Consider the following 18,794-nt stretch of genomic DNA (forward strand, 5'->3'; position numbering starts at 1 on the left):
CGGCAGGGCAAAAGGCTTACCCTGACGCGCATGACTTCGTCCGTTTCTGTTCTGGCCGACTTCCGTTCCGATACCGTGACCACTCCGACTCCCGAGATGCGTCAGGCCATGGCCCAGGCGGCCGTCGGAGACGATGTCTATGGCGAGGACCCGACCGTCAATGCCCTTCAGGCCGAACTGGCGCGTATTACTGGATTCGAGGCCGGACTGTTCATGCCGTCGGGCACCATGACCAATCAGGTGGCCATTGCGCTGCACACCCGGCGCGGCGAGGAAGTCGTGTGCGCCGAGGGCAGCCATATTTACGAGTGGGAACTGGGCATGATGGCCGCATTCAGCGGAGTGGTGCCGCGTTTCGTGCCGGCTCCGCTGGGAGTCCCGGACCCGGAGGACGTGCGCCTGGCCATCCGGCGCAGCATTCACCAGTCGCCCACCGGAATGATCAGCCTGGAAAACACCCACAACAAGGCGGGCGGCACCATTATCCCGCTTGACGTGCTGGCGGCCATTCGTGGAGTGGCGCAGGAGGAAGGACTGCCGCTGCACCTGGACGGCGCCCGGGTCTTCAACGCCGCTGCCGCACTCGACGTGCCCCTGCGGGAGATCACCCGGCACTTCGATACGGTCAGCATCTGCCTCAGCAAGGGGCTCGGCGCCCCGGTGGGCAGCGTCCTGCTGGGCAGTGCGGCGCACATGAAGCAGGCTCACCGCTACCGCAAGATGATGGGCGGCGGGATGCGTCAGGCGGGTGTGCTGGCGGCCGCCGCCCTGGTGGCGGTGCGTGACGGGCCCACCCGGCTGGCCCAGGACCACCGGCGCACCCAGCAACTGGCGCAGGCACTGGTGGACGCCGGCTTGAATGTGGACCTGCAGGCGGTCCAGACCAACATCATCTATGCCCGCATGCCACAGGCCCAGGCCTGCGTGGATGCCTGGGCAGCCAAGGGGGTGCTAGCCAGCGCCCTGGGCCCTAACAGTGTGCGTTTCGTGCTGCACCATCAGGTGACTGACGACGGTCTGGAGACAGCTATCCGGGTCCTGACCGCCTGATCTCTGAAGCAAGGGAGCAAGCGGCACTCCAGCGGGGCGCGGTAGGCTGCGCGCATGACCGTCCCGGACGCACCGACGCCACCCACCACCAGCTGGCCAGAGGCCGCTCCTGAGCCCGTGCGTGGCGTACGCGCCGTCGACGGTAACCGCGCGGCTCTGACCCTGCTGGTGGTGCAGAATCTGGTCTCGGGGGTACTGATCGCGCGTGGCGCGCCGCTGGGCCTATCGCTGCTCGCGTCGGCCGCCGTCAACGTGCTGGTGGGACTGCTGCTGTTCCGGCCGGCCCTGCGCGCACTGGTGCAGGACTCGCGCTGGCGCACGCCGCCTGCCTGGGGGCTGGCCCTGGGTACCTTCGTGCTGGCGTTTCTTGCGTCGCGCGCGGCGATTCTGTTTTTCGTGACGCTGTTTCCAGAAAGTGCCGAGAGCGTTCCGCAATTTCTGAGCAAGGGTGCGGACCTGTGGCTGCTGCTGCTGGCGGCTGGGTTACTGGTGCCGTTCCTGGAGGAAGTCGCATTTCGTGGCCTGATGCTGCGGGGACACGAGCGTGTCGCCGGGTTCACCATTGCGGCCGTCACCTCGTCCTTCGCGTTTTCGGTCGCACATGGCGTGCCTGCCAGTATCGCGGGCATCCTGCCCCTGGCGTACGCCCTGGCACGGGTGGTGCAGCACAGCGGCAGCCTGTGGAACGCCGTCATCATTCATGTGCTGAACAACACCCTGGCGGTAGGTCTCGGAGCCCTGCTGACCCGTGAGCGGCTGGGCGGGGCCCTCGCGGACCCTGCTCAGGCCTCGGAACTGCTGGAAAACCCCGCGCTGCGTGTACCGCTGGCAGCCGGGTCGCTGCTATTTGGTGGGGTGGTGCTGCTGGTTATGCATCTGTGGCTGACGCCGCGCCTGGACCCACAGATAGAGGCAGCGCGCCGTGGTCCATGGCTGAGTGCGGCCTACGTCGGCGTGGTGCTGTTTGGGCTGATGGCCGCAGTCATGACGCTGCCCGCCGTGCGCCTGATGATCTCCAGCACGCTGCGTGGCGCGCAGCCGTGACAGGCTGGCGCCGCCTGCAGGCCGCGGCGCGCCGGCTCAGGGCCGAATTGCTGGCGGTCAGTCACGCCGCACGTGACCCGCAGACTCCCTGGCCTGCCCGCGCTCTGGCCCTGCTGGTGCTGGCGTACGCCCTGAGCCCAATTGATTTGATTCCAGATTTTATTCCGTTACTGGGTCTGCTTGATGACCTGCTGCTGGTTCCCGCCGGGCTGTAGCTGGTCCTGCGCCTGATCCCGTCACAGGTCCTGGCCGATGCCCGGGCACGGGCCGCCTGCCACCCGCAAAAGCTGGCGCCCAAGTGCCTGGGGCCTGGGACTAACCATGCTGATTTACGACCTGCTGGCGACGCTGGGGTGGCACTGGTGGACGCTCCAGCACGGCAACTGAGTTCCACTTTTACGGCATAGCTGTCGCCCTGATATGGCCGTTAGAGTGGGTTCGTATGGCCCGCAAGTCCGCTTCCGCTCCGCCCCAAGAGCCCACCGCCCCGCTGCCGGCTGAACTGCTGACCGCACCGGGCGAATTTGCTGCCCGGTTGGCTCCCACGGAGCCGGTGGGCTGGCGCTATCTGGGGGTGGTGGCGCTGTCGGGAGTGCTGTCTGGGGTGTCGTATGCCCTGCTGGTGCGGCCTGCAGCCAATCTGGCAGCCGAGGCGGCGCGCACGGCCCCGCCCGGTGTTCTGACCCATGTCACCAACGTGGTGGGTGGGATGTTCCTGACGGCGCTGACCTTTGCACTGATGTGGGCCCTCGGACGCCTGGGAGGCGGGCGGGAGAGCCGCAGCGGCGAGGTGTACGGAGCGTCCTTCGCGGTGTTCGTCCCGCTGTATCTGCTGGTCATCGTATGGACGCTCCTGACGCCGGGAGTTGCATTCGAGCCCGCAGCGCTTCCAGCTGGAGGTAACGGCACCAGTGTGGAGAACGCGGCTCTGCGCGCCGCTGCACGCACACCGGCGGCGCTGGCCCTCCTGACCGTCACAGTGGTAGGCCTGGCCGTCCAGTTTGTTCTCGTTTATCAGGCCCTGCGCGTTCTGACAGGGTCCTTTCCGCGCGCCCTGGCCGGAACCCTGCTCCCTGTCCTGCCAGCTCTGGCAGTGCAGTTGATTGCCATCGCGCCACTGCTGAGCCGCCGCTGGAGTTGACCCTGGCCCTGGCCGCTTCTATGCTCCGGCGTGGCGCCAGAGATGCCACAGGCCATAGGCGCCAAGCAGCAGGTGCAGCGCCAGCTTTGCGCCCAGCCCGGTCAGCAGCCCAACCATGGTTCCCCAGGTCGACCGCATGGCCTCGGGCATGGGGCGGCGGGCAACCAGCAGCTCGGCCAGCAGGGCGCCCAGCAAAGGCCCCACGATCAGGCCAATCGGCCCCAGGAAAATACCGGCAATGCCTCCGATGAGTGCCCCCCAGGCCGCCTGGCGGCTGCCGCCGTAGCGGCGCGCCCCCCAGGCCGAGGCCAGATTGTCGACCAGCATGGCCGCCACAGCGATAACCAGAAACACCAGCAGGAACGGCAGGTCGCGCCCGGCCTGGAAGCCGTCCAGCAGAGCCGCCACGGCGGCGCCCGCAAAGATGACCAGTGTGGAGGGCAGCACCGGCACGAAAGTGCCGATCAGGCCAATGACCCACGCGGCCAAAAAAATCAGGAATGGCAGACTCATGCCCTTCAGTATGGCGGCGCGGTTGCTGCAGTTCCTGCACGTATAAGAAAACCCCACCGGCTGGCGGTGGGGATCATTTGGTTGCAGGGACAGGATTTGAACCTGCGACCTCCGGGTTATGAGCCCGACGAGCTACCAGACTGCTCTACCCTGCGTTCCTCTGGTCCTGATTCTTGCGTTGTGTCGGCCACTTCCTTGCGGGGTGCCGTTTCCAGCGCTCAGAAATAGTACCCCGGAGTCTCCATTCTGTCAACACTGGACTGGGGTGGTCCTGTTCATGATGGCCTCCTCAGCCCATGACCGAAGCAGTGAATTTCGGGGAGTAGGAGAGGCCTGCCGTGTTGCTCGGTCGGCCGCTAATGCCGCCGGCTTCCAGGCTGCCCTGTGCTTTGGATATGTACTCTGGACACCAGGCGGTGACTTAAGGGGTGGGGTTCCCTGCGAACTGGGTCTGCAGCTCCGTCCTTTCTCCGATGAAACTGGACGGCGTGGCGCTTTAAGGGGGGTGCGGGCAAGGGAGGTGGCTGTGTGGCCGGACCCTGGCGTGCTGACACGTTAGGCTGGCACAGTGACGCACCTATCGTCCGGCCCTGGCCTGAGTGTCCGCAAGTTGCGGCATATCGAGGCCTGCCTGCTCCCTGAAAGCCAGTATCAGGGAGTCACCACCGGCCTGGAGACGGTGCCCTGGCCTTACCGGGCCCTGCCGGAGCTGAATCTGGCAGACGTGGATCTGGGGGTCACCTTCCTGGGCCACCACCTGCAGGCCCCCCTCCTGATCGGGGCCATGACCGGCGGGGCTGAGCGCGCCGGGCAGATCAACCGCAACCTCGCCATTGCCGCACAGCGCCTGGGAATTGGCCTGATGCTGGGGTCCCAGCGTGTGATGCTGGAGCGCCCGGAGGTGGCCCCCACCTTCCAGGTCCGTGACGTCGCGCCGGACGTGCTGCTGGTCGGGAACCTGGGCGGGGCGCAGTTTCTCCTGGGCTACGGCGCCGAGCAGGCGCAGCAGGCTGTGGCGCAGGTCGGCGCCGATGCCCTGGCCATTCATATCAATCCGCTCCAGGAAGCCCTGCAGGTGGGCGGAGATACCCGCTGGGCGGGCCTGGGGGCGCAGCTGGCTGACCTGGTGCCGTCGCTGCCGTTTCCGGTGATTCTCAAGGAAGTCGGGCATGGTTTGGATGCCCGCACCGTGCAGGCGGCCGCTGGGATGGGCTTTGGTGCCCTGGATGTGGCGGGCGCAGGCGGGACCAGCTGGGCCCGGGTCGAGGAACTGGTTTACCACGGGGTCGTACGGCGCCCGGACCTGTGCGAAATCGGCGTGCCCACGGCCCAGGCCCTGCGCGACGCCCGGCAGCAGGCGCCAGCCGTTCCCCTGATCGCGTCAGGCGGAATCCGCACCGGACTGGACGCGGCTCGGGCGCTGCTGCTGGGCGCACAGGTGGTCGCGGTGGCCCGGCCGCTGCTTGAGCCGGCGATGGACAGCGCAGAAGCTGTAGAAGCCTGGCTGACCGGCTTCCTTCAGGAACTGCGCGTGTTGCTGTTCGTGGGTGGGTTCGCAGATGTCTCGTCGCTCTGGGCGTCCAGTTCCTGAGCGATGGTCTCGGGGGCTTCTCCTTCGTCCAGCTGCTCGGTAACTTCTTCTTCAAGTTCTCCAAGACGGCGGGTGACCGGGTCAGTGGCGACAATCACACTGACCACCACGGTTATGGCGGCTACCAGTCCATGCAGGCGCACAGTATCGAGATCAACAAATCCAAGTGCCGCGGATCCCAGAGCCCCGACCCACAGGGCGATCAGGCTGCGGTCCAGGCCATGGCGACGCGCGACGCGCCGCGAATTCCAGCGCAGGAAGGACAGCGTGAGCAGAGTTGCGGCCAGTGGCCAGGCTACAAACTGCTGATTCAGCGCGTCCTTCTTGGCATCCACAGCACTGAGGCCATGGCCGAGGCCTACGCCCAGCATGACCACACTCAGGGTGAAGGGCAGGTGCCCATAGAGCCACGCCTGCATGCGCTGGACCTGTCCTTCCAGGTGGGCGCCCAGCAGCGGAAGGGTGCGCGCCTGATCGAAATAAAGGCGCCAGAGGGCCACCGTCAGCAGGATGGCACTCAGCGCGGGGGCCAGGGTGACCAGACTCAGGGCCTGCTGCCGGCTGCCATTGACGACCTCCGTGACGATGGCCCCCAGCGCAATGATCTGGAGCAGGCCCACCCGCTCGGGCAGGTGCCCTTCATGGGGGAGGCTGGAGTGCCCGTTGCCTACCCGAGCCTGAACCACGGCCGGAATGATCAGGTCAGCCAGCAGCGCGGCACACCACAGGAGGATTTGCAGCGTTGACCCGCCGGGGAGCCAGGCGGAGACCAGCCACACTCCGGCGGCCAGTGCCAGAGGAGCGCTGGTCTGCTGGGCAAAAGGAGCCCCACCAGGGACCTCACGGGCCAGGGCAAAGTGAATCACCACCTGCAGGACGCGGTTGGCACCGTAGGCCAGGGCAAACGCCAGCCCGGTGTCTTTCAGATCGCCCCGCAGGGTTAGCGCCAGCATACCCATGGACACCAGCTGCGCCACCGTCCCCCAGCGATAGGCGCGCGTCTCATTGCCGTAGCGCGCCGCGAGCATGGTGTTACCCGCCCAGGCCCACCAGACCGCCGTGAACATCAGCCCGAACTCACCGAGATTTTCCAGGTGGGGCGAGTCACCCAGACGTTTGGCCAGCTGGTCAAACGCCACGACAAAAATCAGGTCGAAAAACAGCTCTAGCCACGTAACCTTCTGGTCGCTGTGGGCAGGGGCGCCAGCCCGGCTCGACGCTTCGTGCTCCTGAATATCGATGGTATCGGGCTCACCGTGCGTCATGACCGGTGCCTCCTGGCAGTCGCCGGGCGCATCAGCGCAGGCGCCCCAGACCCTTGCGGATCAGCGCGTCGGCGCTCTGGGTAGGGTCAGCGCCCAGCAGTTCCGCCACGACGCCGCGGACCTGGGCCTCCCGGAAACCCAGAGCCAGCAGCGCCTCGATGGCGTCGCGCCCAGCGGTACTCGACACCGGCGTCGCCCGGGCGCCGGCTGGAACGCCCGCCGCGGCCAGATGTTCGGGAACCTTGTTCTGCAACTCCAGGACCAGCCGCTCGGCAGTCTTTTTTCCAACGCCGGACACACTCGACAGCAGCTTGGCGTCACCGGCCATCAGGCCCTGGGCCAGGGCCGAGACCGGCATGGCCGACAGCAGGCTCAGGCCCAGCTTGGGGCCCACCCCACTTACCCCGGTGACCAGATCAAACAGCTTGAGGCTGTCGGCGTCAGAAAAGCCGAACAGCAGCTGGGCATCTTCACGCACCACGAAGCGGGTACTCAGCTCGGCCGTCTGTCCGACCACCAGCTTGCCCAGAGTTCCAGCAGGACACTGCACCTCGTAGCCGACACCGCCGGCAACGATCACGGCGCTGCTGTCCCTTACTTCACGCACGACGCCGGACAGGTAAGCAATCACGCCCGCCATTCTAGAGGGGGCCTGTTGTTGACACCCGCACCCCACCACTTTGAAATGGTGTACGTGCCTCTCATCCGCGCTTCGCGCCCCACGGACCGTGACGCCCTGTACGACATCTGCCTCAAAACAGCGGACAGCGGCCAGGACGGGACCCACCTGTACCAGGACCCGGAACTGATCGGGCACGTCTACGCCGGGCCGTATCTGGCCCACCAGCCGCAGTTCGCCTTTGTGCTGGAGGATGACCTGGGCGCCAGCGGCTATGTGATCGGCGCGCTGGACACGGCCGCGTTCAATGAAACCCTGGAGCGCGAGTGGTGGTCCGCGTTGCGTCTACGCTACCCCGACCCGACCGTGTCTGCCCCCGAGCGCAGCCGGGACGAGGCCGTCATGCACCAGATTCATCACCCGCGCCCGGCCGATCCCGAGATCACGTCGGCCTACCCTTCACACCTGCACATTGACCTGTTGCCCCGCACCCAGGGTGGGGGCCATGGACGGCAGCTGCTGTTCACCCTGTTCGAGGCGCTGCGCGAGGCCGGGTCTCCTGGGGTTCATCTGGGCGTGGGCGGACGCAACACCAACGCCCGGGCGTTCTACCGTCATATCGGCTTTCAGGAACTGCAGGCCATGCCCGATGGCGGGGCCGTGATGGGCTGGAAGCTGTAAAACCGCTGGTCAGGACAGACGGGCCCAGGCCAGTGTCTCCTGCACGATGGCGGACCAGTCCGGCTCCCGGGGCTCGTGGGCCATACCGCCGATTTCCAGCAGGCGGGCCCCGGATGCCGCCGCGAAACTGCGCCCTTCTTCCCGGGGACAGACCTGGTCCTCGGTGCCGACCACCAGCAGCGCGGGAACTTTCAGGGTGTGCGCGTGCGTCAGCGGCGAGCCGTCCTGCCATTGCTCAGGTGTCAGGACGGCGTCGTAATAACGCCTGAGGATGTTCAGGGAAGCAGTCTCATAGACACGGCGCAGGTCAGTCGGGGCGCTGACTGCAACCACGTGCGTGGCAGGGGTGTCCTGGGTCGTTGCGGTCAACAGGGCGATCAGGCCCCCCATGCTGAAGCCGAGCATCACAACCGGACCCTGCACGGCCATTTGCTTGGAAAGCCAGTTCAGGGCCAGCCGGGTCTGGAGGGCGCCGCTGCGTCCGTAGTCGTCACAGCCGCTGGACCCTCGCCATCCGCGGCTGGACAGACTGACCGCATGCCATCCGGCCTGGGCAAACAGGCGCGCAGGTCCGGCCATGGCGCTGGCATCCTGGCCCCAGCCATGAAGCAGCAGTACGGCGGGCGCCAGCTGGGGCTGCGCCCAGCCGTAACCGCCCAGGACGCCGTCCGGCAGGGGAACCGTGACGCGCTCAGCGCCGGGAAGGGCAGGCAGATCCAGGCCGGGGATGGTCACAGCCCATTGTGAACCAGCCGCCGCCCGCTAGGCCATTGCTATGATCTTCTGGCCGTGCGCGCCAGGGTAGGGTAGAGGCATGATTTTTCGTGACATTCAGATGATGTGCATGCCCCGCTGCTCCTGAACCATGCAGGAGCTGTCTGGGGCGATTCCACTGTGGAATCGCCCCATCTTTTCTGAATGGCAGGCTTTTTCCGTATGCTTGGGAGGTTGTCCGGCCTGCCTCTCATCAGGGTAAGCGCCGGCCCCGGAGGAGAGATCAGCATGACCGCGAACAACGAATTCTTCCTGACCACGGCGATTGACTACGCCAACGGTGCCCCGCACATCGGCCACGTGTACGAGAAGATTCTGGCCGACGCCATCGTGCGCTACCAGCGTCTGGCCGGAAAGAACGTCACCTTCGTCATGGGCACCGACGAACACGGCGAGAAGATCAGCAAGGCCGCCGCGAAAGAGGGTCTGACTCCTCAGGCTCTGGTAGACGACCTGAGCGTGCGCGCCTTCAAAGGCCTGTGGGACCGCCTGGGCATCAGTTACAGCGAGTTCATCCGCACCACCGAAGGCCGCCACAAGCGCTTCGTGCAGGACGTCCTGCAGCGTGTCTATGACAGTGGGGACATCTATTTCGCCGAGTACGAGGGTCTGTACTCGGTGGGCGCCGAGCGTTACGTTACCGAGAAGGAGCTTGTCGAGGGCCCCGACGGCGTGCGCCGCTTTCCCGGAGACAAGGACCCGCCCGAACTGCGGCGCGAGGCCAACTACTTCTTCCGCATGGAAAAGTACCAGGAGTGGCTGCTGGGCTACCTGCGCGAGAACCCGGACCTGATTCAGCCCTCCGGCTACCGCAACGAGGTCCTGGAAATGCTCAGGGAGCCCATCGGGGACCTCAGCATCAGCCGCCCGAAAAACCGCGTGCCCTGGGGGGTCGAGCTGCCCTGGGACGCCGACCACGTGACCTACGTGTGGTTTGATGCGCTGCTCAGCTACCTCACGCCGCTGGTCACCCGGGGAGTGAACGAGACTGTCAGCGGGCTGGCGTGGCACGTGATCGGGAAGGACATCCTCAAGCCGCACGCGGTGTTTTGGCCCACCATGCTCAAGGCCGCCGGCCTGCCGGTGTACCGCAAGCTGGTGGTGCACAGCCACATCCTGGCCGAGGACGGCCGCAAGATGGGCAAGTCGCTGGGCAACGCCATCGACCCCGAAAAACTGGTCGCGGACTACCCGGTAGACGCCATCCGCTACGCGATGCTGCGCGAGGCGACCCTCAGCGCAGACAGCCCGTTTGGTGAGGGCATTCTGGTCTCGCGCCTGAACAGCGACCTGGCCAACGACCTGGGTAACCTGCTTTCGCGCACGGTCAGCATGATCCAGAAGTACCGTGAAGGAGTCGTACCGGCCCCCGGACAACCGGCCGACCGTGAGCGGGTGATCGAGGCCGCGGCCATTGCTCTGCCCGGCGAGGTCCTGCGCCTTGTGGGCGACCTGAAGGTGAACATGGCCATCGAGGCGGCCATGAACTTCGTGCGCGACCTCAACCGCTACATCGCGGAAAGCGCACCCTGGAACCTGGCCAAGAGCGAGGACACCCAGGGAAGACTCGACACCGTGCTGTACACCGCTGCCGAGGGCCTGCGCGTGGCCAGTGTGTGCCTGGAGGCCGTGATCCCCGGCAAGGCCCGCGAGCTGCGCGCCCAGCTTGGGCTGGGTGGCCAGACTTACGCCCTGACCGGAGCCTGGGGCCTGACCCCGGCAGGTACACGGGTGCAGGGCGGCCCGATCCTGTTTCCCAAACCCGAACCGAAACCTGCACCCGCCGCCACGGTACCGGCCAAGGCAGCACCTGCTCCCCGAAACGAGAAAAAAGACATGACCCAGGCTGTAGCTCAACCCAAAATCAACACCCAGCCCACCCCCACTGCCACCCCTGCATCCACCGAGGCCCTGATCAGCATCGATGACTTTGCGCGGATCGACCTGCGTATCGCTGAGGTCGTGGCCTGTGAAGCGGTCGAGAAGGCCGATAAACTCCTGAAACTGACCGTCAGGCTGGGCGACGAGACCCGCACCGTGGTCAGCGGTATCCGCAAGTGGTACGAACCGGCCGATCTGGTGGGCCGCAAGGTCGTGCTGGTCGCCAACCTGAAGCCCGCCAAGCTGCGCGGCATCGAGTCCCAGGGCATGATCCTGGCCGCCGAGGACGCGGACGGCAACCTGGACCTGGTCGGAACAGGTCTGGACCTGCCCAGCGGCACCAAGGTCCGCTGAGGCCTTCAGCCCGGGATCACGAACGGAGGGTGTCGGGGGCGCCGGGATGACTGTCCCGGCGCCCCCGCGTACTAGACTGCCGGCATGCCGTTCGTGGTTGTGTCCGGGCTTTCCGGCAGTGGAAAAAGTACCGCGTTGCGGGCACTTGAAGACGCCGGCTTCTTTATCACCGATAACCTCCCCCCGGAGTTGTGGGGCCCCATGTACGACCTGAGCAAGGCCCGGGGTCTGACGCGCGTGGCGGTCAGCACCGACGCCCGCACGCGGGATTTTCTGGGTGCGCTGGACGACAGCTATATGAGGCTCTCGCGCCGTGAGGAGGACCTTCATACGCTGTATCTGGAGGCCAATTCGGAGGTGCTGCTCAAGCGCTACAACTTCACCCGCCGCGAGCATCCGCTGGGGGAGACCCTGATGGTGGATTTTGCCCGCGAGCGCGAATTGCTCGCCCCGCTGAGGGCCATCGCCGACACCGTGATCGACACCACCGACCTGAGCGCCAATGACCTGGGAGAACGGGTGCTGCGGCTGTTCCGGCTGGAGCATGACTTTCACCTTCGCCTGCTGTCGTTCGGCTTCAAGCATGCGCCGCCCAGGGACGCCGATCTGGTTCTGGACGTGCGGTCGCTTCCCAACCCACACTACGACCTGGCCCTGCGTCCGCGCACCGGTCTGGACCGTGAGGTGGCGCAGTACGTGTTTCAGGACCAGGCGGGAGAGGACTTTTACATGAACCTGCGGGACTTTGTGCGCACCAGCGCCGAACGGGCCCGCGATACCGGCCGGCACGGATACACCGTCGCGGTGGGGTGTACTGGAGGGCAGCACCGCAGCGTGGCCGTCGCCAGCCGGCTGGCTGCCGACCTGCGCGACCTGAACGTGGATCTTACCGACCACCGGGACATGAACGCCGGGACCAGGGAATGAGCGACCCCCCACTGCGGCGCGATCAGATTGGCGCGGTTTTCCCTGCGGAGAACGGTGCTGCGGGCCATCACAGGACCCGGCGCGCCCGCATGTGGATGCATCCTGGCATCGGCGTCAAGCGCTGGCTGATGCTGTTCGTGGTCTGCACCCTGATTGGTGCGGTCGGCTTCCTGCACTTCACCTGGACCGGGCCGCTGCATTTCACAGCCACCAAATGGATCCTGTGGGTCAACCGCTTTCTGCGGCCGGAATTCATGCCGCTGTACCTGGGAGGCATGATCATCATGGCCCTGTCGCTGCTGGGGGCCCTCTGGAGCATCGCCATGCTCAGCCGGAGCGTGTTGCGGGGAACGGGTACGGCTCCCAGTACAGCCGTGGACGTTATCTATGCCCGGCATACCCTGGGCCGCGCGCCGCGGGTGGTGGCCCTGGGAGGCGGCACCGGCCTGTCGAATCTTCTCAAGGGCCTGCGGGAGATCACCGGAAATACCACCGCCATCGTGGCCATTTCCGATGACGGCGGCAGCAGCGGCCGGCTGCGTGAATCACTGGACATGATCGCTCCAGGCGATCTGACCGACTGCTACGCCGCCCTGTCCGACAGCCCGGTGATGGCCCGGCTGATGCTGCACCGCTTCGCACGTGGAGACGGCATCCAGGGGCATACCTTCGGGAACCTGATGCTTGCCACCCTCAGCGAGGAGGAGGGTGGGCTTGGTGCCGCCATGCAGGACATTCATGAGGTCCTGAGGATTCGTGGCCACGTCTATCCGGCGACCCTGCATCCAGCGACCCTGGTTGCGCAGCTGAGCGATGGCCGGGTCATCCGGGGTGAAAGTCATTTCGCGACCGCTGTGGGCGAGGCCCGGATCGAACAGGTGCGGCTCGACCCGCCCGACGTGCCGGTCATGGGCGCCATTCCGCGTGCGCTGGAAGAGGCGGAACTGATTGTCCTGGGGCCAGGTAGCCTGTACACCAGCATCATTCCGGCCCTGCTGGTGCAGGAGATCGCGGTGGGCATCCGCAACTCGCCGGCGCCGCTGGTCTACGTGGCCAGCCTGATGACTGAACCTGGCGAGACAGATGGCCATACGCTGGAAGATCATGTCAGCGCCATTGTCCGTCACCTGGGCCGGACCCCGGACCATATTCTGGTCAACAGCGCCACCCCGCCACAGGATGTGCTCGACCGCTATGCCCAGCAGGGAGCGAGGCTGCTGAACCTGAATGGAGCCGCCCAGGACCTCCGCGACCGGGTGCGCAGCCTGCCCCTGCTGCAGCCCAACCAGGCCCGTCATGACCCGCATGCGCTGGCCCAGGCCCTATTGACCTACACGCTACGGCCGTCACCCCTGGCGGGGCATAAGGCAGCCCTGATGTCCTTGCGGCAATCCGAAGTCGTAAAGGAACGAGCGATCAAGTGATGTGTCCGGCAGGTCCTCTGCTGGCGTAGGGATGAGCGCCTGAAGTTGGTCCGGGACAGTCGATGGGTGTGGAAGCCGACGTATGACAAATGTTGAGGTGCCGGAGCCCACGATGGTTCGTGCCACCGTGAGCTCCATCGCAGCCAGCCCACAGGTGCGCTGTGACCGGGTCAGCGCACCTGTACTCCTGTTTCCTCACTGAATCCGCGTCCGGCGTCATTCAGACAAACCTGCCTACCCGGCCCGGCGCAGGGAAACTGAGGTGGCTGGTAGCCTGGACCTATGACCACCGCGTTCCCGGAATCACAACCTCCCCTGCGTGTGGTGGCCCAGCACGCACGCACGGCAGCACGTACCCTGCGTTCGCTCAGCACAGAACGGAAAGTCGACGGGCTTCTGGCACTGGCCGCAGAATTACGTGCCCGTGAAAGCCAGATCCTGGCGGCGAACGCCCAGGATGTGGCCGCGGCCCAGGCCGCCGGGCTGCCGTCAGCCATGGTGGACCGGTTGCGGCTGACCTCGCCTGGGCTTCAGGCCATGGCCTCGGATGTCGAAGCGGTAGCCAGCCTTTCTGATCCGGTAGGGGAGACCACACCTGAACAGCTGTTGCCCAGCGGCATCCGCGTCTCGACCCGCCGGGTTCCTCTGGGGGTCCTGGGCGTGATCTATGAGAGCCGACCGAACGTCACGGTGGACGTGGCGGCCCTGGCGCTGATGAGCGGCAATGCAGTGATACTGAGGGGGGGCAAGGAAACGGTCCGCAGCAACGCAGCCCTGGAGGAAGCCATTCAGGCCGCCCTGCACTCCAAGGGCCTGCCCCGCGAGGCCGTGCAGGTGGTCCGTGACCCTGCACGCGAACGCATGCTGGAATTGCTCAGGCTTGACGATCTGGTGGACGCGATTATTCCGCGGGGGGGCGCGGCCTTGCACCGGTTCTGTGTCGAGAACGCTACCGTGCCGGTCATTGTGGGTGGGATCGGGGTGGTGCACCTGTACCTGGACGGCAGCTTCACCCGTGACCCGGATGATGTGCGCCGGGCCGCAGAGGTGATCCAGAACGCCAAGGTGCAGAAACCCAGTGCCTGCAACGCGCTGGATACGCTGCTTATTGACCGCGCGGCTCTGCCTGCCCTGCCGCGGATTGCGCAGCAGCTCGCCGCATCGGGGGTAGACCTGCGGGCCGACCCGGAGGTCCTGTCCGGCCTCAGCGCAGCAGGGATACAGGCGCACCCGGCCCAGTCAGCAGATTACGGGCAGGAGTTTCTGGCCCTGACCATGAGTCTCAAGGTAGTCTCTGGACTTGACGAGGCCCTGGACTTTATCGCCGCTCACGGCAACCATACCGACGTCATCCTGACCCGTGATCCCGCGCAGGCTCAGCGCTTTGTGCAGGATGTAGACAGTGCGGCCGTGATGGTTAACGCCAGCCCCCGGTTCAACGACGGTGGGCAGCTGGGCCTGGGTGCCGAAGTCGCCATCAGCACCCAGAAACTTCATGCGCGCGGGCCGATGGGCCTGCGAGAGCTGACCACCACGAAATGGGTAGTCCTTGGTGACGGCCATATACGCGCCTGAATGCCAATTGCTTGAAAGCTGAGTCAGTCTGGCCGCAAAAGGAGGCTGGTTCAGGCTGAGATCAGCGGTGCTGTGGCCCGGTACTGATCAGGCGGCATCAGAACCTGCCGGGCCATGCCGATCAACCACAGGCGCGCTTCGAGTGAGGTGCTGGCGTGGCAATGGGCCTGACGCATGATCAGGAGCCACGCATCCTGTACACGGGTGTCAGGGTCAGGCAGTTTTGAACGCTCGGCCATGGCATACAGCAGCGGGGCGTAGCGCCGGTGGAGCTCTCTCAGGGCCTCCAGATCATTTTGAGCCAGCGCACACAACAGATCGGCGTCCGATAACGCGCCCATCCCGGTTGAAGCGGATTCTGCTTGTGCATCAGCCCGCACCATGGAGGTCAAACCTTTCACACAGCCTCCGGAAGTTGGGACGGCAACAGTTTGAAGTCGGAAGGCACCCAGCCAGATTGCTGCAGGGCAGAACGGAAGCCAGCAGTGTGGAGGGCCGTGAAAGTTGCATCTTTGGTCAGTGTATGGAGCGGTCGACACCGTGGCTCTGGGAATTCAAACCCACCGCAGTCACACGTCTCCTGGCCGCCAACAGAGGGTTGGTCTGACCACGAGACAGTGATGTGACTTTTGGCGTACAGAGGCATACATTCTCCTGGCGCCATCAGCAGCCGGTAAGGGCTCGGCGCCGTCGTGAGTGATCTCAACCGGTGACCCTCTAACCTTAGATTGTGTGCAATTAAAATGGTAGTGCCCAGCAGAGAGGGTTCATTAATCTAATTGCAGGTACAGCGGCTTCACGTGTAGCCGTCGCCTGACATGAGCAGATCTTCATTTTGAGCGGGACCCATATTGGCAGTTCTGGCTGGTCCCGTGATCTGTTGGTCACCCGCCCTATGCTCTGTGTCTCTTGCTCTGGGAGTTATATTCCGTGTTCCGTGCAAAAGCCAAAGTCGTTCAGTGATTTTCCGCCCCTGCTGGAATGTCATAGAGCACATGGTGCTGCCGGTGTTAAAAGTTCAGGCACAAGCCGGTGGCGGGTCGGGCGCACCATTCCTGTAGATGGCAGGTTTACGCAGGGCCCTGCACTATCAGGGGGACCAGTACTGGCACGTGATCAAGAATTGTGAACGATAAGAGGTCGTTATAGAAACTCCGCTGTTCCGTGGTGAGGTGCTCGCTGCCTCACTTGCGGATGCGCCTGACCCAGCGTGAGCCTCCTGGGCGCCGGGCTTTTCGGAATCCCCCACGGCTTTTCTAGGCTCAACCGGGGTTGACAGGGTGATAAGGTGTGAACCCAGTTCAGTTCCGAACAGACAAAGGTCAAGCCTCATGTGACTCGTGGCATGACCTTTCTCTACATCATGTGGCTGACTTACACACCCAGGGGCACGTCCACACCAAGCTCGGCCATAACGGTGCGGATGGCTGGAGCATCAATCCCGGCCCGGGCGTGCACACTGTCTACAGTGGCATGTTCCTGGAACTCATCCGGAATCCCCAGTACACGCACCGTGGGACGAAGATTCATGGTGTTCAGGGCCTCCAGCACGGCGCTGCCAAAGCCTCCAAGGACAGTGTTGTCCTCGACAGTGACGATGGCGCGGGCGCGCGACGCGACCTCTCGGAGCATGTTCTCGTCCAGCGGCTTCACGAACCGGGCGTTTACCACGCCTACCCCGGGAAGGTCCCCCACGGCCTTCAGGGCATATTCCAGGGACTTCCCACCGGCCAGGACAACCACGTCATCTCCGGGCTTCAGCCGCTCCCACGTTCCCCACTCGAATTCCGGCCAGGTGCCTTCCGGAACACGCTCGGTCGTGCCACGTGGATAGCGTATGGCAAAGGGTCCGGGCTGTGACTGCGCCGCCCGGAGCATCCCCCGAAGCTCCTCGGCATTTCGGGGCAGGCCAATCCTCACGTTAGGAATGCTGCGCAGAAAGCTGAGGTCGAAGACGCCGTTGTGCGTGGCGCCGTCGGCCCCCACGATGCCAGCGCGGTCAATGGCGAAGGTGACGTTCAGGTTCTCGATGGCCACGTCATGCAGCACCTGATCGTAGGCACGCTGCAGGAAAGTACTGTAGATGGCCACGATGGGTTTGAGGCCCTGTAGGGCCATACCTGCGGCCGTCGTGACTGCCACGTCTTCAGCAATCCCGACGTCCAGGTAGCGGTGTGGGTGAATCCTGCTGTATTCCACCAGACCGCTGCCCTCGCGCATGGCCGGCGTGATCACAAAGGTGCGCGGGTCAAGCCGCGCCAGTTCGGTGACTGCGTCTCCGAACGCCGCGCTCCAGGAATAGGCACTGCTGGGGACGAGTTCGCCGGTGGCCGGGTCGAACTTGCTGGGTCCATGCCACGAGATCGGGTCCGCCTCTGCGTAGCTCAGGCCCTTACCCTTGGTGGTCACCACGTGCAGGATGGTCGGTCCGTCAAGATCCACCAGCCGCTCCATCAGCCACACCAGCTCCTGAACGTTGTGGCCGTCGACCGGACCGACGTACCGCACGCCCATCGCCGCAAACGGGTTGACGCTGGCAGGGTCGAAAAAATGCCGCGTGGAACTTTTCGCCCGACTCATCAGGTTGGCCAGCGGCTTACTGACGGCCTCGACCGCCTTCTTGCTGGCCCCCTCGCCTTCCTGGAACCATTTCTGAACCTGCAGACCGCGCATGAACTTGTTAATGGCCCCGACGTTCTCGCTGATGCTCATCTCGTTGTCGTTGAGCACGATCAGCATGCGGCGGTTCATGTCCCCGATGGTGTTCAGGGCGGCCAGGGCCATGCCGCCGGTCAGCGAACCATCACCAATCACGGCGGCGACCTTGTAGTCCTGCGCCAGGGCGTCACGCGCCATCGCCATGCCCAGGGCGTTGGCCAGCGAGGTGCTGGCGTGCCCCACCGTGATGGCGTCGTGTTTGGATTCACTGACCTTGGTAAAGCCAGACAGCCCGCCTTCTTTCTTGACCGTAGGCATCAGGTGCCGGCGGCCAGTGAGCATCTTGTGGGCATAGGCCTGGTGCCCTACGTCGAACAGGATGCGGTCACGCGGGGAGTTCAGTACGTAGTGCAGTGCGACGATCAGGTCAGTTGCTCCCAGCGAGGACGCCAGGTGCAGGCCTCCCACCGAACAGACCCGCACGATCTCCTCGCGCAATTCCTGGGCCAGCGCGGGAAGCTGCTCACGGGACAGACGCTTGAGGTCTTCCGGACTCTGGACCCGGTCAAGCAGCGGCGTCAGGGAAGGTTGCGCGGTCATGGCTGACTCCCCGAGCGGGGTGTGCTGAAGTTGCGTCCCGTGAGCAGCAGGCCTTCGGGGGAGCGGACCTCGCCGGTAAACGGGGTAAACCACAGCTGCTGGGTGGCGGGGAACAGCCCCCCGACGGTGTCGCTCATCTGCCGGGTCACCACCCAGACATTGAAGGTGCCGCCCGGCGTCTGCACGCGCCTCTGTTGCTGCACCAGATAGCTGTAGGTCACGCTGCCCTGCGCCTGCGTTTTGCCGGCGTCATCGACTACCGTGACCTGACTCTGGCCCTGCCAGGCCAGGCCTACGCGCCAGGACCCCGGGGCCGGATACTCCTGCATCGGCGGCTCCAGGCGAATGGTCAGGCCCGGCTTGCGGATGCCCTGCAAGAAAACCCCGCTGTCCGTGAAGGTGCGGAACCAGGTCTGCTGGGCGCCGCGGCCCGTCAGTTCGAACGTCTGCACGGTCTGGCCGGCAAATACCGAGGGGCCCATGGCGCGCAGCGTATAGGGAATGGCAGTGGCTGGGTCGCCCTCCGGCAGGTAGGACCAGGCCAGCCCGGCCTCGCGCGGGTAGAACGACACCCCGCTGACAGGAGTACTGGCCTGCACGGTCGAGGGAGCCGCCGAACGGGTGGGGGCACACGCCCCCAGACCCAGCAGGGCCACGAGCAGCGACAGACGGACCAGCAACAGGCGTTCAGACATGG

At 65.2% G+C, this 18,794-nt stretch carries 17 protein-coding genes and 1 tRNA gene; 10 read left to right on the plus strand and 8 right to left on the minus strand.

Annotated elements, in window-relative coordinates:
* The first annotated feature begins 30 nt into the window (after window positions 1-30).
* The 4 genes from IEY49_RS02265 to IEY49_RS02280 all read left to right on the plus strand — a co-directional run bounded on the left by IEY49_RS02265 (window position 31) and on the right by IEY49_RS02280 (window position 3,235).
* Window positions 31-1,050, plus strand: a complete 1,020-nt coding sequence (locus IEY49_RS02265) for a threonine aldolase family protein (RefSeq protein WP_189004120.1) — start codon at window positions 31-33, stop codon at window positions 1,048-1,050.
* Window positions 1,051-1,104: 54 nt separating this feature from the next.
* Window positions 1,105-2,094 (plus strand): CPBP family intramembrane glutamic endopeptidase, encoded by a 990-nt coding sequence (locus tag IEY49_RS02270; RefSeq protein ID WP_189004121.1) that lies wholly within the window; start codon window positions 1,105-1,107, stop codon window positions 2,092-2,094.
* Complete coding sequence (locus tag IEY49_RS02275) at window positions 2,091-2,309, plus strand: DUF1232 domain-containing protein (RefSeq protein ID WP_229780582.1); 219 nt, start codon at window positions 2,091-2,093, stop codon at window positions 2,307-2,309. The genes IEY49_RS02270 and IEY49_RS02275 overlap by 4 nt, the downstream gene beginning before the upstream one ends.
* 227 nt (window positions 2,310-2,536) lie before the next feature.
* The gene (locus IEY49_RS02280; protein WP_189004125.1) at window positions 2,537-3,235 is read left to right on the plus strand and encodes a hypothetical protein; all 699 of its coding nucleotides are present in this window, start codon (window positions 2,537-2,539) and stop codon (window positions 3,233-3,235) included.
* 18 nt (window positions 3,236-3,253) lie between these two features.
* Here IEY49_RS02280 and IEY49_RS02285 read toward each other — a convergent pair whose 3' ends face one another.
* Together IEY49_RS02285 and IEY49_RS02290 are read right to left on the minus strand one after the other, a co-directional pair.
* Window positions 3,254-3,748, minus strand: a complete 495-nt coding sequence (locus IEY49_RS02285) for a DUF456 domain-containing protein (protein ID WP_189004127.1) — start codon at window positions 3,746-3,748, stop codon at window positions 3,254-3,256.
* Between the two features lie 78 nt (window positions 3,749-3,826).
* Window positions 3,827-3,903, minus strand: a tRNA-Met gene (locus IEY49_RS02290).
* A gap of 413 nt (window positions 3,904-4,316) precedes the next feature.
* Here IEY49_RS02290 and fni point away from each other — a divergent pair.
* On the plus strand, window positions 4,317-5,339 hold the full coding sequence (gene fni / locus IEY49_RS02295; RefSeq protein WP_189004129.1) for a type 2 isopentenyl-diphosphate Delta-isomerase: 1,023 nt from the start codon (window positions 4,317-4,319) through the stop codon (window positions 5,337-5,339).
* Here the strand turns inward: fni and IEY49_RS02300 are convergent.
* Together IEY49_RS02300 and ruvA are read right to left on the minus strand one after the other, a co-directional pair.
* Window positions 5,267-6,604: a low temperature requirement protein A gene (locus tag IEY49_RS02300; RefSeq protein WP_189004131.1), complete on the minus strand. Its 1,338-nt coding sequence runs from the start codon at window positions 6,602-6,604 to the stop codon at window positions 5,267-5,269. The two genes, fni and IEY49_RS02300, sit on opposite strands and share 73 nt — an antisense overlap.
* A gap of 31 nt (window positions 6,605-6,635) precedes the next feature.
* Window positions 6,636-7,235, minus strand: coding sequence for a Holliday junction branch migration protein RuvA (gene ruvA / locus IEY49_RS02305; RefSeq protein WP_189004133.1), 600 nt, complete (start codon window positions 7,233-7,235; stop codon window positions 6,636-6,638).
* A gap of 24 nt (window positions 7,236-7,259) precedes the next feature.
* On the opposite strand from ruvA, the gene IEY49_RS02310 reads away from it, so the two are divergent.
* Window positions 7,260-7,904 (plus strand): GNAT family N-acetyltransferase, encoded by a 645-nt coding sequence (locus IEY49_RS02310; RefSeq protein ID WP_229780583.1) that lies wholly within the window; start codon window positions 7,260-7,262, stop codon window positions 7,902-7,904.
* A 9-nt stretch (window positions 7,905-7,913) separates the two neighbouring features.
* Here the strand turns inward: IEY49_RS02310 and IEY49_RS02315 are convergent, their stop codons facing one another.
* Complete coding sequence (locus tag IEY49_RS02315) at window positions 7,914-8,639, minus strand: alpha/beta hydrolase family protein (RefSeq protein ID WP_189004135.1); 726 nt, start codon at window positions 8,637-8,639, stop codon at window positions 7,914-7,916.
* Window positions 8,640-8,906: 267 nt separating this feature from the next.
* Between IEY49_RS02315 and metG the strand changes: the two genes are divergently transcribed.
* From metG to IEY49_RS02335, 4 genes are all read left to right on the plus strand, one after another.
* On the plus strand, window positions 8,907-10,913 hold the full coding sequence (gene metG, locus IEY49_RS02320; RefSeq protein WP_189004137.1) for a methionine--tRNA ligase: 2,007 nt from the start codon (window positions 8,907-8,909) through the stop codon (window positions 10,911-10,913).
* An 84-nt stretch (window positions 10,914-10,997) separates the two neighbouring features.
* On the plus strand, window positions 10,998-11,840 hold the full coding sequence (gene rapZ / locus IEY49_RS02325; protein ID WP_189004139.1) for an RNase adapter RapZ: 843 nt from the start codon (window positions 10,998-11,000) through the stop codon (window positions 11,838-11,840).
* Window positions 11,837-13,264, plus strand: coding sequence for a gluconeogenesis factor YvcK family protein (locus IEY49_RS02330; protein WP_229780584.1), 1,428 nt, complete (start codon window positions 11,837-11,839; stop codon window positions 13,262-13,264). Before rapZ ends, IEY49_RS02330 begins: the two co-directional genes overlap by 4 nt.
* A 282-nt stretch (window positions 13,265-13,546) precedes the next feature.
* Window positions 13,547-14,839: a glutamate-5-semialdehyde dehydrogenase gene (locus tag IEY49_RS02335; protein WP_189004141.1), complete on the plus strand. Its 1,293-nt coding sequence runs from the start codon at window positions 13,547-13,549 to the stop codon at window positions 14,837-14,839.
* Window positions 14,840-14,889: 50 nt separating this feature from the next.
* On the opposite strand, the gene IEY49_RS02340 is transcribed toward IEY49_RS02335, so the two are convergent.
* The 3 genes from IEY49_RS02340 to IEY49_RS02350 all read right to left on the minus strand — a co-directional run bounded on the left by IEY49_RS02340 (window position 14,890) and on the right by IEY49_RS02350 (window position 18,792).
* Window positions 14,890-15,240, minus strand: coding sequence for a hypothetical protein (locus IEY49_RS02340; RefSeq protein ID WP_189004143.1), 351 nt, complete (start codon window positions 15,238-15,240; stop codon window positions 14,890-14,892).
* Between the two features lie 973 nt (window positions 15,241-16,213).
* On the minus strand, window positions 16,214-18,097 hold the full coding sequence (gene dxs, locus IEY49_RS02345) for a 1-deoxy-D-xylulose-5-phosphate synthase (protein WP_189004145.1): 1,884 nt from the start codon (window positions 18,095-18,097) through the stop codon (window positions 16,214-16,216).
* Window positions 18,094-18,792, minus strand: a complete 699-nt coding sequence (locus tag IEY49_RS02350) for a hypothetical protein (RefSeq protein ID WP_189004147.1) — start codon at window positions 18,790-18,792, stop codon at window positions 18,094-18,096. The genes dxs and IEY49_RS02350 overlap by 4 nt, the downstream gene beginning before the upstream one ends.
* Window positions 18,793-18,794: the final 2 nt, after the last annotated feature.

The organism is Deinococcus malanensis (genome assembly GCF_014647655.1).
Taxonomy (GTDB): Bacteria; Deinococcota; Deinococci; order Deinococcales; family Deinococcaceae; genus Deinococcus; species Deinococcus malanensis.

Bases quoted from the DNA above. Each gene is read 5' to 3' on its own strand.
- IEY49_RS02350 (WP_189004147.1), bottom strand. From the start codon at position 18,792: ATGTCTGAACGCCTGTTGCTGGTCCGTCTGTCGCTGCTCGTGGCCCTG.
- IEY49_RS02265 (WP_189004120.1), top strand. From the start codon at position 31: ATGACTTCGTCCGTTTCTGTTCTGGCCGACTTCCGTTCCGATACCGTG.
- IEY49_RS02270 (WP_189004121.1), top strand. From the start codon at position 1,105: ATGACCGTCCCGGACGCACCGACGCCACCCACCACCAGCTGGCCAGAG.
- IEY49_RS02280 (WP_189004125.1), top strand. From the start codon at position 2,537: ATGGCCCGCAAGTCCGCTTCCGCTCCGCCCCAAGAGCCCACCGCCCCG.
- IEY49_RS02330 (WP_229780584.1), top strand. From the start codon at position 11,837: ATGAGCGACCCCCCACTGCGGCGCGATCAGATTGGCGCGGTTTTCCCT.
- IEY49_RS02285 (WP_189004127.1), bottom strand. From the start codon at position 3,748: ATGAGTCTGCCATTCCTGATTTTTTTGGCCGCGTGGGTCATTGGCCTG.
- rapZ (WP_189004139.1), top strand. From the start codon at position 10,998: ATGCCGTTCGTGGTTGTGTCCGGGCTTTCCGGCAGTGGAAAAAGTACC.
- dxs (WP_189004145.1), bottom strand. From the start codon at position 18,097: ATGACCGCGCAACCTTCCCTGACGCCGCTGCTTGACCGGGTCCAGAGT.
- metG (WP_189004137.1), top strand. From the start codon at position 8,907: ATGACCGCGAACAACGAATTCTTCCTGACCACGGCGATTGACTACGCC.
- IEY49_RS02300 (WP_189004131.1), bottom strand. From the start codon at position 6,604: ATGACGCACGGTGAGCCCGATACCATCGATATTCAGGAGCACGAAGCG.
- IEY49_RS02335 (WP_189004141.1), top strand. From the start codon at position 13,547: ATGACCACCGCGTTCCCGGAATCACAACCTCCCCTGCGTGTGGTGGCC.